General features: G+C 35.5%; 15 protein-coding genes. 12 read left to right on the plus strand and 3 right to left on the minus strand.

Annotated features, from left to right (window positions below):
- The first annotated feature begins 349 nt into the window (after nucleotides 1–349).
- A complete protein-coding gene (gene trxA / locus BW935_RS07180) occupies nucleotides 350–688 on the plus strand; it encodes a thioredoxin (protein WP_262484357.1) in 339 nt (112 codons plus the stop codon).
- Between the two features lie 279 nt (nucleotides 689–967).
- On the opposite strand, the gene BW935_RS07185 is transcribed toward trxA, so the two are convergent.
- Nucleotides 968–1531, minus strand: coding sequence for a DUF502 domain-containing protein (locus tag BW935_RS07185; protein ID WP_076500013.1), 564 nt, complete (start codon nucleotides 1529–1531; stop codon nucleotides 968–970).
- 164 nt (nucleotides 1532–1695) lie between these two features.
- Between BW935_RS07185 and BW935_RS07190 the strand changes: the two genes are divergently transcribed.
- The 5 genes from BW935_RS07190 to BW935_RS07210 all read left to right on the plus strand — a co-directional run bounded on the left by BW935_RS07190 (nucleotide 1696) and on the right by BW935_RS07210 (nucleotide 5429).
- Entirely contained in the window at nucleotides 1696–1905 is a 210-nt protein-coding gene (locus tag BW935_RS07190; RefSeq protein ID WP_076500015.1) for a hypothetical protein, read from the plus strand.
- Nucleotides 1906–1957: 52 nt separating this feature from the next.
- Nucleotides 1958–3109 (plus strand): DUF4221 family protein, encoded by a 1152-nt coding sequence (locus BW935_RS07195; RefSeq protein WP_076500017.1) that lies wholly within the window; start codon nucleotides 1958–1960, stop codon nucleotides 3107–3109.
- Between the two features lie 506 nt (nucleotides 3110–3615).
- The gene (locus BW935_RS07200; protein WP_076500019.1) at nucleotides 3616–3855 is read left to right on the plus strand and encodes a hypothetical protein; all 240 of its coding nucleotides are present in this window, start codon (nucleotides 3616–3618) and stop codon (nucleotides 3853–3855) included.
- A gap of 46 nt (nucleotides 3856–3901) precedes the next feature.
- A complete protein-coding gene (locus BW935_RS07205; protein ID WP_139325515.1) occupies nucleotides 3902–4999 on the plus strand; it encodes a hypothetical protein in 1098 nt (365 codons plus the stop codon).
- Nucleotides 4965–5429 (plus strand): hypothetical protein, encoded by a 465-nt coding sequence (locus BW935_RS07210; protein ID WP_076500023.1) that lies wholly within the window; start codon nucleotides 4965–4967, stop codon nucleotides 5427–5429. The genes BW935_RS07205 and BW935_RS07210 overlap by 35 nt, the downstream gene beginning before the upstream one ends.
- 233 nt (nucleotides 5430–5662) lie before the next feature.
- Here the strand turns inward: BW935_RS07210 and BW935_RS18775 are convergent, their stop codons facing one another.
- Nucleotides 5663–5788: a hypothetical protein gene (locus BW935_RS18775; protein ID WP_262484355.1), complete on the minus strand. Its 126-nt coding sequence runs from the start codon at nucleotides 5786–5788 to the stop codon at nucleotides 5663–5665.
- A 473-nt stretch (nucleotides 5789–6261) separates the two neighbouring features.
- On the opposite strand from BW935_RS18775, the gene BW935_RS07215 reads away from it, so the two are divergent.
- The 4 genes from BW935_RS07215 (at nucleotide 6262) to BW935_RS07230 (ending at nucleotide 10158) form a co-directional block, all read left to right on the plus strand.
- On the plus strand, nucleotides 6262–7830 hold the full coding sequence (locus BW935_RS07215) for a hypothetical protein (RefSeq protein ID WP_076500025.1): 1569 nt from the start codon (nucleotides 6262–6264) through the stop codon (nucleotides 7828–7830).
- The gene (locus BW935_RS07220) at nucleotides 7823–8362 is read left to right on the plus strand and encodes a hypothetical protein (protein ID WP_076500027.1); all 540 of its coding nucleotides are present in this window, start codon (nucleotides 7823–7825) and stop codon (nucleotides 8360–8362) included. Before BW935_RS07215 ends, BW935_RS07220 begins: the two co-directional genes overlap by 8 nt.
- Before the next feature lie 48 nt (nucleotides 8363–8410).
- Entirely contained in the window at nucleotides 8411–9088 is a 678-nt protein-coding gene (locus tag BW935_RS07225; protein ID WP_076500029.1) for a hypothetical protein, read from the plus strand.
- A 524-nt stretch (nucleotides 9089–9612) separates the two neighbouring features.
- The gene (locus tag BW935_RS07230) at nucleotides 9613–10158 is read left to right on the plus strand and encodes an REP-associated tyrosine transposase (protein ID WP_076500031.1); all 546 of its coding nucleotides are present in this window, start codon (nucleotides 9613–9615) and stop codon (nucleotides 10156–10158) included.
- 173 nt (nucleotides 10159–10331) lie between these two features.
- Here BW935_RS07230 and BW935_RS07235 read toward each other — a convergent pair whose 3' ends face one another.
- The gene (locus tag BW935_RS07235; RefSeq protein WP_076500033.1) at nucleotides 10332–11567 is read right to left on the minus strand and encodes a peroxiredoxin family protein; all 1236 of its coding nucleotides are present in this window, start codon (nucleotides 11565–11567) and stop codon (nucleotides 10332–10334) included.
- Nucleotides 11568–11950: 383 nt separating this feature from the next.
- Between BW935_RS07235 and mraZ the strand changes: the two genes are divergently transcribed.
- The gene (gene mraZ, locus BW935_RS07240) at nucleotides 11951–12391 is read left to right on the plus strand and encodes a division/cell wall cluster transcriptional repressor MraZ (protein WP_076500035.1); all 441 of its coding nucleotides are present in this window, start codon (nucleotides 11951–11953) and stop codon (nucleotides 12389–12391) included.
- Nucleotides 12392–12394: 3 nt separating this feature from the next.
- Nucleotides 12395–13300: a 16S rRNA (cytosine(1402)-N(4))-methyltransferase RsmH gene (gene rsmH / locus BW935_RS07245; protein ID WP_076500037.1), complete on the plus strand. Its 906-nt coding sequence runs from the start codon at nucleotides 12395–12397 to the stop codon at nucleotides 13298–13300.
- Nucleotides 13301–13302: the final 2 nt, after the last annotated feature.

The following is a 13302-nucleotide window of genomic DNA, read 5'->3' on the forward strand; positions in this document are numbered from 1 at the left end:
GCTAGCGTTTTGATATTGTAGTTTTATGAAGGGATACAAAGCACTCCAAGAAGCACAAAGACCACAAAATAATCATGGTGCTCTTAGAGCCCTAAAAGGAAAAAAAGTGTTTAACTGGCTTATTGATTAGGAAGTAGGTCTTTTTAGAGTATAGTTCTATGAAGCGTCGCTAAGACTTCAAAGAAGCACGAAGATCACAAAATAATCCACTAGTGCTCTTTGTGCCTCCTTAGTGTTCCTAGCGTTCCCAACCAAATGAACTCTAAACTTCAATAACCCCTAATTCTTCCCTTGAATGAACTTATTAGAGTAGAAATGAATTTAGTAGTATATTCGGCATTCGAAAAACATAAAACAGATATATAAAATGGCAAAAGCAATTGAAATTACTGATTCTAACTTTGAAGAAATCATGAAATCTGAGCAGCCAATCCTAGTGGATTTTTGGGCTGAGTGGTGTGGACCTTGTAAAATGATCGGCCCGGTAGTGGAAGAGCTAGCAGGTGACTACGAAGGTAAGGCTGTAGTTGGTAAAGTAGATGTGGACTCCAACCCTGCGGTAGCAGCTCAATTTGGAATCAGAAGCATCCCAACCCTTTTGTTTTTCAAAGGTGGTCAGATTGTAGACAAGCAAGTAGGAGCAGTTCCAAAAGCTGTCCTGGCTCAAAAACTTGACGCGCAACTGTAACTCTAATTTACAAAAGCATAAAAAAACCGTTAGCTGGACGCTAGCGGTTTTTTTATGCGATTTGCTTTCTTAGAATCGGGCAATATTCTTGGTATCAATAATTAATCTATATGATTTTCCACTTTCTTACCAGTGGAACATCAAGGTGGTATAAACCTCTGATTTCAAGCCAATATCAATGAGTAACTTGTCCGCCTTGGCGGATCCAATATCTATTAGTATCGGATTCATCTAGACTCTTATTTAATTTGGTTAGGAGAATAATTGCGGATATGCATATTAATCTACTTTGCTCAAGTTAGACACTCCGCCTGATACTATAAATTTCATCACGTCGGAGCTGCTTACATTTTTGAGTATGCGGACATTTTGCTTAGGTACCAGGTAGAGGTTGCCAGAGAAATTATAGCTATGTGGGAAATAAATGGCCACAAGCTCGGTTTCCTCCAATACACTGAGGTCGTCTTGCGTAATGAAGCCCATTCTGGACATTCCTTCGGAGAGTTTGACGATTACAGGTGTATTGAATTTTTTCTTATCTCCCACAAAAGCCGACATCAAATCCTTGATGCTCGTGTAGAGGATATTGACGAGGGGGATCTTGAATACCCAGCGCTCAAATAGGTCAAACAGTGGCTTGGTGATGAATAAGCTAGCCAGATAGCCTACAAAAGTGATGAAGCCCAACATGATCAAAATCCCGAAACCAGGTACAGGGATTGGGATGATTCCATCCAAGAAATTCAAAATCAAAATGATCACATAGATGGTCAGCGCGATAGGAACCACAAAGAGTAAACCTCTTAGAAAAAAAGTAATAACCCGCTTGTATGTAAATCTCATGGTTTATAAGTTTTTGTTTTCACCCCAAATCTAGCTAAAGAATTTTTAAAATATTTTAAACTAAAAATTTGCTTCTTTCTTTCTTTCTTTCTTGTTTCCAGCTTTATTAGTGGTCAAACTTTTAGAGTCATTAAAATCATATTTTAACCAAAACAAAAATTGTTATGAGAAAAAACATTTTAAGTATTTGTTTGTCAGTACTGTTTTTAGTGCCATTCGTGGTTAAGGCAGGGACTTGTAATGTGACTCCTACAGCAGGGAAATTGTATGAGGCTGGTTTTTGTATTGATACAGTGAATATGTGTTTAAAGCTGCCAGATGGTATTTTGTTTGGAGACTGTTTTATTGAAGTAGTGCCACAGGTAGGTGATTAATTGTGAATTAACCCAGAGTTTAATTAAACTCTGGGTTTTGATAAATTTGTATATGAAGAATGCATTAAACTTAATTTTTGTCATGGTGATATTTTTTTCATGCAAACAAAGCCAAAATTCGGAATCTGGAGTAGTTAATGCCATTTCACTAGTTCCTGTCAAGGAAGTTTCAATAGACTTAGGGAGTACTTTTCCTAAACTTCATGGTAACCCAATATTTCTAAATGATGGAGATCGTCCTTACTTTTTTATTCAAAGTATGAAAGGTATTGGGAAATTTGATCTTAGAAAAGGCGGGGAAGCTATGGAAATATTGGAGTTAGGTAATATCAATGGTTATGTGACACCTTACGAGTCTGGAAATACATTGATCACACCTTTAGAGAAGAATAAGTATTTATCGTATCATAATAATCGAGCGGAACTCTATTTAATAGAGAATAACGAGATCAAATTCAACACTAAAATTTCTAAATATGACGCTGATGCATTTTTCTTGTCAGCAGGGTATTACAGGCAGATGGATTTTAACGAAGGAGTGTTCTATGGATTATATCAACCTTCATACATTTACGGGGGGCCACCATGGAAGTATGAAAGCTTGACTCAATTAGTGATGTCCTTGGATGTAAATCAGGAAAAAGTAGAAAAGCTATTTCAGTTACCCGAAGCTTACCTGATGAAAAATGTTAATGTTTTAGATATGTTAATTAGTTTTGTAAAGCGCCCTGATACTGGTGAATATCTAATTAATTTCCCAATTACTGATGAAATTTACATCACGAAAGATTTTAGAGAAGTTGAGCATTTGATCCTTTCACCAAAAAAAGACTTTGTCGACATGTCAAATAGAAAAGGCGAGAGACCAAATGAATGGAAGAAGGAGTATTACACAGGTAATGCTTTTCAAACCGTCTATTACGATCAATATAGGAAACTGATCATCAGACATTACAGAAAAGCCTTGAGCGAAAATGAGTTTGAAAGGATTAGCCAAGATTCCTTTAAAATGCTTGATGATAAGCATGAGAATAGGCTTTTGTTTTCAGACATGAATGGTAATGTACTAGCCGACGTTGATGTGTCAGCATTTAATTATTGGTACATTCATTTTGCCGAGGAAGGTATGTATATACTCAATGATACCGATATGATAGGAGAGGACAATATGACTTTTACACTTTTTGAGATTAACCTCAATTAATAAAATCAGACCATTTCTCTGCGTTTCATTGCGCCCTCTGCGGTTTGATATTATTTTCACCGCAGAGAAACACAAAGTGCCGCAAAGAAAACATCACCTATCCAAACCTCTCTTAGTCCCATCGGGACGGCCTACATATTAACGGTAGGTTTCAAACTACCGTCCCAGATGATGACTAAGACGACCAAGAAGTCCCATCGGGACGAACGGTCTAAATGAAGTAGAGCAACCAATGCACTCAAGCCTATCCCCAATCAAACTGAAATACCTCAAAGACTTTTAACTTTTTTCAAACTAAAAATATCAAGTACAAACAAATGAAATATCACTTTAAATAGTTTAAATATGTAGATAACTGTCATTTTGTTGTTTTTATGAGCTTAAATTTTTTAAAATATTTTAAACTAAAAATTTGCTTCTTTCTTTCTTTCTTTCTTGTAAACAGCTTTATTAGTGGACGCATTTTTAAAGTCATTTAAATCATACTTTAACTTTAAAAAACTAAAATGAAAAAAATTATTATCGGATTTGGACTGATATTAGGCGCAATAATTTTTGTTGATTCGCCAAGTCTTGTTTATGCTAATGATCAGGATGATTCTCTTGAAGAAGGGGGTGGTAATAGTGGATGTAAAACAGGACAAGTGAATGATGCTACTTGTAGATCAGGGTATCCAGCCTGTGGATTTATCATGAGCTCTGAACAAGTAAAGGATTGTAATTATTCAAGATCAATTGGTGCATAAAATCAAGACCCTTGATGATACTTCATCAAGGGTTAAATTCGGAAAAATGATAAAGTATATAAAATTAATCGGACTTGGCTTCTTGTTTTTTTCTGGTTGCACTTACAAGGAACAAGGAAATTCTTTAGGCGAATTATTAGAAGTCAATAATATTATTAAATTTGAATTAGACTCTCTAACACCTAATTCATTTCAAGTAATAGAAATTTTAGAACGTAATGAGATTACTTATTTTACTTTTTTAAACAATATTAATAATACTATTTACTATTACAATTTTGAAAATCAAGAATTAGTTAAAACCTTAAAGTATGAAATTGGCGGAGATGGGTTAAGAAATGGTATAATGTCGTACAACCACCATTCAAATGATTCAATATTGCTTTTTGGCACTGGTTTGTATTCATATTTAACTAATGAAAAAGGCAAAGTCTTAAAAGACTTTAAACTTATAGATTTAAAATATCAGCAAAGTCCATATGCTTCCATGCAAAGTCCTGTTATTTTAACGGATGGTTACATTTATTATAATTCTTTGGTTTGGGGTTGGTACTCTTCAGAATATCAGCCTTTTATGAAGTATGATTTAAGTTCCAGTCAAGTAAATCTATTTGGAGGTTTACCATTGACTTATCAGGAAAATGGGGATTGGGGATCTCAAAATTATGATTATGCATATCAAGTATTTGATAAAAAAAATAGAAAAATAATCTATTCATTTCCAGCAGCAAATACATTGTTTGAATATGGAATAAATAAAAATGAGTTTACTGAAATAAAAGATAGTTATACTTTTGATGAAATCTCTCCACCTTTTAAAGATGATAATTATGTATATGATTCTGAGGAATGGCATTTCTCGATGAATAATACTGAAATTTATGGAAGCTTGTTGATTGATTATGATCAATCAAAAGTTTATAGGTGGTATAAACTTCCAGTAGCTTCTTCAGAGAAAAACCCTAAAAGGGAAACATTATTGCTGGTTTATGATTATCCAAATTTGAAATTTTTAAACTCTTTTCGACTTCCAGATTTTAATTATATTACTGAAAACTCATTTATTCAAAAAAATCAAATTTATGTCAGGATTCAAAACAGTATTGAAGATGAAATTGAATTTCAAAGTTTTAAAATATTCTAATTTAATTGTTTTCGTTCTGTTTTATATTATGAGCTCTTGTTATACTAATTCTATTAAAACGGAAGAATTTTTAAAGGTGAAAAATGCAGATAGTGTCCTTGTATTTATTGATTTAGAATCTTGTAGCTCATGTACTGAAAAAATTTCTGAATTATTCAGAGATTACTTTGAATCGGAAAAGTTTGATTTTGTGTTTATCGAAAATCAAAATCTTAAAGAATTTAAAATCATCTCTGGAGTCAATTTTAAACAACAATTTAATATTCATAAAATCACCAACGAAAATTATTTAAAATTGAATGGTGGTTATGGCTCCTATTTAGCAATGAACAGTGGTGGCTATATATTAAATCCAAAAAAAGTAACGCCCTCAAATTTTGATGGTTTAGTAGAGATTTATTCTTCGTTTCTCTTAGATATGGCTAACTAAAAAAACTTGCTCAATTTAATCTAGCCTGCTTTTCCTCATTCTGTCTTTCTTTATGTTCTTTACAGTCTAACCGTTTTCATCATCTAACAACCCGAGTCGCCTAAGCGTAGATTGCATCTACGCTTATCTATCCATGGAATTTGCAATTCCACATTAAAATAATAATACCCACGCTGGCAAGATATTTGAGGTGTAGTTTGTAACTACACCTAGTTGGTTTGTTGTGTGTTTTATCACCCTTCCTTTAAAAGTCCACTCACCAAACTTTCATGCTCTTCAATCCATCGGTCATATAATCCTCCAGTCCCAGGGCCATTGAAGCCTGTGTGGATATAACTGATTTTGTCATTGCATTCCATCTTATTCTTGGTGTTTTTCTTTTTATTAACCGGAGAAGAACAAGTGACCCAAAAAAATGTGTTCCCAAAATCCCTCTAAGTCCCATCGGGACGACCGACATCCTAACGGTAGGTTTCAACCTACCGACAAAAATCGCTACCACCAACCAAAAGTCCTATCGGGACGAACGGTCTAAATGAAGTAGAGCAACCAATGCACTCAAGCCTATCCCCAATCAAACTGAAATACCTCAAAGACTTTCAATTTTTTTCAAACTAAACATATCAAGTACAAACAAATGAAATATCACTTTAAATAGTATAAATATGTATATAACTGTCATTTTGTTGATTTTATAAGTTTAAATTATTTAAAATATTTTAAACTAAAAATTTGTTTCTTTCTTTCTTTCTTTCTTTCTTGTTAACAGCTTTATTAGTGGTCAAACTTTTAGAGTCATTAAAAATCATATTTTAACATAATTCAAAAAAAGATGAGAAAATTATTACCAATCGCAATTTTTATTGCTGGAATGTTTTTTGGCTGTTCTGCATTTGAAGAAGAATTGTTCAAAGAAAATGACCTTAATAATCATTCGATTGAACAAAAAAATAGACTAAAATTCAATTCTTATGATTCATTTACAAATGCAATTTCTGAAATTGGGCAAAACTCTAATGCTAATTCAAAAAGTATTATTGAAAAGTATGCTGAAAAACCCGAATATTTTAATTCATTAAAAAGTTTAATTGATTCAGAAAGTTTTGAACGTATCAAATTCAGAACGAATTCAGAAAATAATGAAAATCTTAATCCTGAACTTTACTCTGAGATGGTTCCTGATTTAGTATTTGCTGAGTTATTAAATGAAAATTTAGAAATTGAAGTTGAAAATGTTATTTTTAAAATAACCCCTTTTGGGACTTTTTTTTCTCGTACAGAGAATTACGGGAATCTTATTAAAATTGTTGATGACTTTAAAATTTCAAAGCTTGAAGATCTCCGAAATACAAAAAATACCAATGCAAGAATGGATTTCCAAGAACCTTCACTTTATGAAGATGCTTATCTTTTAGAAGATGATGTTTATCTTTTTGATACGTATTATGATTATGATTTTGATGACGAAATTATATTTAATGTGCCTAATGTATCAATAAGTAGTGAGTTTTATCAATTAAACAACTTTTGTGGGGTTTGTGCACCAGTTGTAAGTTGGGCCCTTCCAGATTCAGAATATAACAAGTTTCAAGAATATAGTTTTGGGAGAAAAACTGATGTTGGGAAATTAATGGAAGGGATTGTTGGAAATAACAAAGGATTTACTTTGAATTTTTCAGATAACTATAGGTTAAAAGCTAAATTATATGCTTTTAATTATTGGCTATATCAAAGTGTTGGTGTAAAAGGGAAAATGCAAAAAAGAGGCTGGACAGGGTTTTGGGCGAAACATAAAGATTCTCGAGCGGATAAACTTGTAGTTGGTTGGGATGTTATGTTATTTAATATTAATCATCCAATATCGCTAGATCTTAGATATACTCAGTTACCCTCAAAAAAAATAGCTAAGGAGATTCTTAAATTTTCTAATTTTGATATGGCAGTAGCGTCTTTATCGGATGCTAGGTTAGTCTTAGGCAATGTTCAGCTGATAGATTATAATGATTTAGAAAAAGCTTTGAATGGTACGGTTAAATTGTCCCTAGCAAAACTTACAGAAAAGGTTTGGAAAGAGGCTGAAAAGTCTTTTGCAACTGCTTCTTATGAAATAACTCAAGAAAGAATAAAAACCTACAGAAAAATCTTTCCAAACAAGACAAAAATGATGTTAAGTAGATTTGAAGCAGTATTGAATAACTCTAATGAAATAAATCTGAACATTGATAGACAGTTTAGAGTAAGTTATAACAACCAATCAGGAGATGGCTTCTATGAAAATTTAATTATTCCTACTCTAGGACAAAAAAAGATGTACGATATTGAAGGAGCATCAGTTTATGCAGCAGCTCAATTTAGAAATCAAATAAAAGGTATTAGAATAACCAAGGAAATAAATGATTAGATCTATTGTTTTTATTTGTTTTTTATTTTGTTTCATTGGTAACACCTTTGGACAAACAGAAAATGTTATTAGAATAAACTTCTTAAATCCAAGCCTTACAATAGAAAGGGTTCTAAGTCCAAAAACAACTTTTGAGGCTGGTGTTGGTTTTGGGTATAATGGTTCGTATCCTGATTTGGCATTTGCCTCAGAAAGTGGGATTCAATATATATTTGCAGGGTTTGTGGATCTTCAGAGCAGATATTATTATAACCTGGAAAAACGACAAAATAAGGGCAAAAATATAGGGTCAAATTCCGGAAATTTCTTTGCCTTGAGAATGCTTTATACAGGCCCAGATGTTGCAAGTAATTTTATTCGATTTGATAATAATTCATTTGCTGTAGGACCTACTTGGGGGATTCAAAGAGCTTATGGGAAGTTTAATTTAGCTTATAGTATGGGTCCAATATATTATTTTAACACTAGTGGAAGTCACAATTGGTTTCCTCTGATATTGGAAATAAATTTTGGGTATAATCTTGGACGATAAATTCTTAAATAGGGAGGCAAAAAACCTCCCTATTTTATTTGAAAATCTATGAAGAATATTACTAGAGTATTAATCGTTTTAACAATTTTTATTTGCTCCTGTCAAGCTACCAAAACTTCAGTGATTCAGTATTGTAAAATTTGTTTGGATGTAGAAGACGGGATTATAGTGGATGATTTGAATAGTCCTTTGCTTTCTGAAAGGAGGAATAATGATCTTAGAGTTCTTATCATCGCTATGCTTCAATCTGAAGGTATGATCAATGTTTATGATAAATACGAGCTGGATTATGAATTTTTAACCAATAATATCAGAGGAATCGAAAGTACAGAAGATAGAGAGCAACTCAATAGAAAACTGAATATCAAATATATTCTTAAGCCCACTGTTTTGAATTTGAGAGAGGCAGAAGGATATGATGTGATTTATCCAAGTGAGTCAATTTACCCTATTCCTAGATCGCCTCAACTAAACAGATCACTGCTAGAATTTGAGTTGATAGAGACGGCTACCGAAGAAGTGGTTTATAAAGTAGCTTTTAATAACAGTGACAAGGAATATAGCAAAAACAACGAGGATGATATTGAATTTTTCAACTTTGGGTCATCTTTTAGGACATTGTGGAGCGGTGCTAAAAAAGGAAGTAAATTTACAGTTGCTGATTGTACTTGCCCAAAAGGAAAGTACTTAAAGCGAAGAAAATTTTGGGAGAAAATTGGGTTTTGATATAAACAATCAGAATAGATTGGTTTTCTCTTTAGCGTCTTAAAGGGTCCACTTTAGTTTTCCTTTTAGCTATAGAGAAACACAAAGTGCCGCGCCCTCTGCGGTTTGACCATTATTTTGACTGTGTCGCCTAGGCGTAGATTGCATCTATGCTTTCATATCCATGGAATTTGCAATTCCACTTTCAAATAAAAGAACCCAAGCAGTCAAAATATTTAGAGTGTAGTTGCAAACTACACCTAGTCGGTTAGTTTTGTTTTTAAGGTTTTCTCAAAAAATGGGATGATCCCTAAGCGTAGATTGCATCTACGCTTTCATATCCATGGAATTTGTAATTCCACTTTCAAATAAAATGACTCACGAAGTCAAGATATTTAGGGTGTAGTTGCAAACAACACCCAGTCGGTTAGTAGTTGATTTTAAGGATTTTTCAAAGGATATGAGTGTGCCCTAAGCGTAGATTGCATCTACGCTTTCATTTCCATTGAACTTGCAATTCCAATCCAAGAGGATTATATTTAATAATGGGTGATGCTTTTCAAATTAGAGATCAGGAAATGCCTTATTTTTTGACATTCCAAGTCGTAGGATGGGCAGATGTTTTTACCAGAAAGAGGTATCGAGATTTTATTTTAGAAAATTTTGCGTATTGTAGAAAATCAAAAGGGTTGTATCTATTTGGTTATGTAATTATGAGCAATCATATTCATTTGTTGGTACAACAAAAAGATGGTAGGTTGTCAGATTGGGTTAGGGATTTCAAAAAGTTCACAAGTAAGAAATTGATAAAAATGATTTCAGAGAACCCTGATGAAAGGAGAAAAGAGTGGCTTCAAATGATTTTTGAATATCACGGTAAGTTTAATAAGAGGAATAATGATATTCAGTTCTGGACTCACGAAAACCATGCTGTTGAAATGTATAATGTCGGCATGATTGAAAGTAGAATGAAGTACATTCATGAAAACCCTGTTAGAGCTGCTATTGTTGAAAAACCCGAGGATTATTTGTACTCCAGCGCAAGGGATTATTCTGGATTAAAGGGATTGATCGATTTAGATTATTGGTGATTTAGAATACCCCTAAGCGTAGATTGCATCTACGCTTTCATATCTATGGAATTTGTAATTCCACTTTCAAATAAAATGACTCACGAAGTCAAGCTATTTAGGGTGTAGTTGCAAACAATACCCAGTAGTTTATTGGTTACAAACAACACCCAGTCGGTATGTTTTGTGTTTTATCAGCCTTCCCCCAAAAGCCCATTCACCAAACTTTCATGTTCTTCAATCCATCGATCATATAATCCTCCTGTCCCAGGGCCATTGAAGCCGGTGTGGATATGTCGGACTTTACCTTGGCGATCGATATAGATAAGGGTTGGGAAAGCGACTACGCTATTGAGAGCAGGGAGTGCTTCAGATGCCTTTTCCTTATTGCTCACACCAGCGATGAGGAAGGTATAGTTGGCTCCCAGTCGCTCAGCAGCGTTCTTTACCCGCTTGCTTGCATAATCAAACTCAGGCTTGCTCTCAAAGGCCAAGCCGATGATTTCTATTCCTCGATCCTTGTTTTGCTCGTACCAAGGAGCAAGGTATTTGGTTTCATCCATGCAGTTTGGACACCAGGTGCCAAATAGCTGCACCAAGACCACTTTGTCTTTGAATTGCTCGTCTTGCATGCTCACCATTTTCCCATCGGTATCTGGAAAGGAAAATTCCAAAGTTTCATATCCCTCTTTCAAATAGGTCAAGCTTCCAGCATCTGGCAGCTCAAATTCCTCATCTCGGACAGCAATAAATGTCTCTTGATATCTAGGGCCGCTTCTAAATCTACCCTGCATTGAACCATCTTCTAGCACATCTCCCTGAAAAAAGAATGCATGACTGCCATCAAAAGCACTCAGGTAAAAGGTATCCCCACTGACATTGCCTTCCAGAAATCTGTAATCACCCAAAGCGGTAAGAAAAGTGCCCGTAATGCGATCTCCTGCTTGATCCAATACAGCAATGGCCTCATAAGTTTTGCCTGAGTTGTCCTGAAAGACCGTCTTCCACCTTCCAGAGAAATCAGTACTTGGCGGTTCGCTGGTATTGAATCTTTTGCGTTCTGATGACTTGCTTGCAGAGAATGGCATAATATAGTCACTGGCATAATTCCTAATATAGCTTCCTTTCAGTTCACCAGTTGCGGTGATTACCGCCTTGATATCCGAATCAAAAATGCCCAGTGGTATCCAGACAGAATCCGAGCTCACTCGTATACCTTCTATTTCTAAGCGTTCCTCAGCGTTGATCAATACTGCTCGCCACTTTTCCCCACTTTGGATCAGCTCCAATCCAAATGGCAGTACATCTGGAGCCATGTCCAGCTCAGCATGCCAAATGCCAGACAGGTCTGTGGTTGAATCGTTTTTTGAGGTATTGCATGCCGCTGTGATGATTATAGTGGCAAGGATCAGCAATCGTATATTTTTCATAAGGGTGATTTTCGCGGCACTAAATTAAGTCATTAATTATTTTATCCTACTAAGCCTATGGGAAAATTTAACATCTCATGCTTTGGGAAATTCCCCCACTTTTTTCCCAAATCAAATCATACTTTGCCTTAGTTTCATTTACCTTTGAAAAAAATCCCTTTTAAATGCATTTTTAACCTTTTTTAAGTGGATCAATTCACCGTCCTTGTTATTGTCAATACCTTGATCATCAAGCAAAAAAGTGATGAAATTTTCTCAAAAAAATTGTGATAATTCAAACTTTTAGATACTTTTAAGAAAAAGTGGTGAAAAGTGGGGAGAAGTGGTGGGATGTGTAAAACCTTTTATTACTTTTGTATTTATAGAAAACTCAAGTGTAGCACATGGGAATGTTTAACAGTCGATACGAATGCAAGGTGGACGCCAAGGGTCGTCTGGCATTGCCTGCCAAAATCAAGGCGGCGATTCCAGAGTCCAATGGTAGCGAGCTGTATTTGCGTTTCGGTGATGACGGCTGTCTAGCATTGTATCCAGAGCAGGAGTTTAAGAAGCTCTTCAATCAGATCAATGGGCTTTCTGATAGAGATCCGATCCATAGAAGGATCAAGAGAAGTTTTTTTGACAGCTTGGTCAATGTGGAGCTAGACAATGCGGGAAGATTTTTGATTCCCAAAAATTTCATGGCCTTTGCAGGGATCGATAAGGAAGCTTATGTGATTGGAGTTGGTTCCTACGTGGAAATATGGAGCCCAGAAAAATATGAAAAGAATATAGTATCAGATCAGACCGAGTTGTCCGAACTGATGGATAAATACCTCTCTTAAGGCATGACAGATCAAGTTTACCATATCCCCGTGATGCTACATGAGTGCATTGACGGATTGGCGATCAATCCGAATGGCATCTATGTAGACCTTACTTTCGGAGGAGGTGGTCATTCCAAGGAGATTCTCAAGCATCTGGACAAAGGTCATCTTTATGGCTTCGATCAAGATGCTGATGCGGAAGCAAATATTCCACAAAGCGATAAGTTCACTTTTGTGGCGGCAAATTTTAGAGATCTGAAGCGATACCTCAGACTTTATGGGGTCACACAGGTGGATGGAATCTTGGCAGATTTAGGGATTTCTTCCCACCAGATAGATGAGCCGGGAAGAGGGTTTTCGACCCGATTTGATGGAGACTTGGATATGCGAATGAGTGATGCGATGAGCCTGACGGCAAAGGATGTGCTCAATACTTATGAGGAAGCTAGACTTCACAAGATCTTTGGAATATATGGAGAGATCAAAAACGCCAAGACCTTAGCGCAAGCAGTGGTGGCACAGCGTGCTTTGACACCTTTCTCCACGATCGAGGGATTCAAGTCGTTGCTCAAGAAGTTTGCACCAAGGGGCAAGGAGTTCAAGTATTTCGCGCAAGTCTTTCAGGCATTGCGGATAGAGGTCAACGATGAGATGAAGGCACTAGAAGAGATGCTGCTACAGACAGTGGAAGTATTGAAGCCTGAAGGTCGCTTGGTGATCATGAGCTACCACTCTTTAGAAGATCGCTTGGTGAAGAATTTTATAGCCAAGGGAAAGTTTCAAGGTGAGGTAGAGAAGGATTTCTATGGTAATTTGATCAGACCGCTAGAGCCAGTGACTCGCAAGGCAGTGACTGCATCTGCGGAAGAGCTAGTGGCCAATAACAGGTCTCGAAGTGCCAAGTTGAGAATAGCCAAAAAACTATAAAT

Source organism: Belliella pelovolcani (assembly GCF_900156785.1).
In the GTDB taxonomy this organism is placed as follows: domain Bacteria; phylum Bacteroidota; class Bacteroidia; order Cytophagales; family Cyclobacteriaceae; genus Belliella; species Belliella pelovolcani.

Excerpts from the sequence above, each read along its gene's own strand:
- BW935_RS07230 (WP_076500031.1), top strand. The coding sequence starts at position 9,613 with ATGGGTGATGCTTTTCAAATTAGAGATCAGGAAATGCCTTATTTTTTG.
- BW935_RS18775 (WP_262484355.1), bottom strand. The coding sequence starts at position 5,788 with ATGGAATGCAATGACAAAATCAGTTATATCCACACAGGCTTCAATGGC.
- BW935_RS07210 (WP_076500023.1), top strand. The coding sequence starts at position 4,965 with ATGAAATTGAATTTCAAAGTTTTAAAATATTCTAATTTAATTGTTTTC.
- BW935_RS07215 (WP_076500025.1), top strand. The coding sequence starts at position 6,262 with ATGAGAAAATTATTACCAATCGCAATTTTTATTGCTGGAATGTTTTTT.
- BW935_RS07200 (WP_076500019.1), top strand. The coding sequence starts at position 3,616 with ATGAAAAAAATTATTATCGGATTTGGACTGATATTAGGCGCAATAATT.
- BW935_RS07235 (WP_076500033.1), bottom strand. The coding sequence starts at position 11,567 with ATGAAAAATATACGATTGCTGATCCTTGCCACTATAATCATCACAGCG.
- BW935_RS07225 (WP_076500029.1), top strand. The coding sequence starts at position 8,411 with ATGAAGAATATTACTAGAGTATTAATCGTTTTAACAATTTTTATTTGC.
- BW935_RS07195 (WP_076500017.1), top strand. The coding sequence starts at position 1,958 with ATGAAGAATGCATTAAACTTAATTTTTGTCATGGTGATATTTTTTTCA.
- mraZ (WP_076500035.1), top strand. The coding sequence starts at position 11,951 with ATGGGAATGTTTAACAGTCGATACGAATGCAAGGTGGACGCCAAGGGT.
- BW935_RS07220 (WP_076500027.1), top strand. The coding sequence starts at position 7,823 with ATGATTAGATCTATTGTTTTTATTTGTTTTTTATTTTGTTTCATTGGT.
- BW935_RS07205 (WP_139325515.1), top strand. The coding sequence starts at position 3,902 with ATGATAAAGTATATAAAATTAATCGGACTTGGCTTCTTGTTTTTTTCT.
- BW935_RS07190 (WP_076500015.1), top strand. The coding sequence starts at position 1,696 with ATGAGAAAAAACATTTTAAGTATTTGTTTGTCAGTACTGTTTTTAGTG.
- rsmH (WP_076500037.1), top strand. The coding sequence starts at position 12,395 with ATGACAGATCAAGTTTACCATATCCCCGTGATGCTACATGAGTGCATT.
- BW935_RS07185 (WP_076500013.1), bottom strand. The coding sequence starts at position 1,531 with ATGAGATTTACATACAAGCGGGTTATTACTTTTTTTCTAAGAGGTTTA.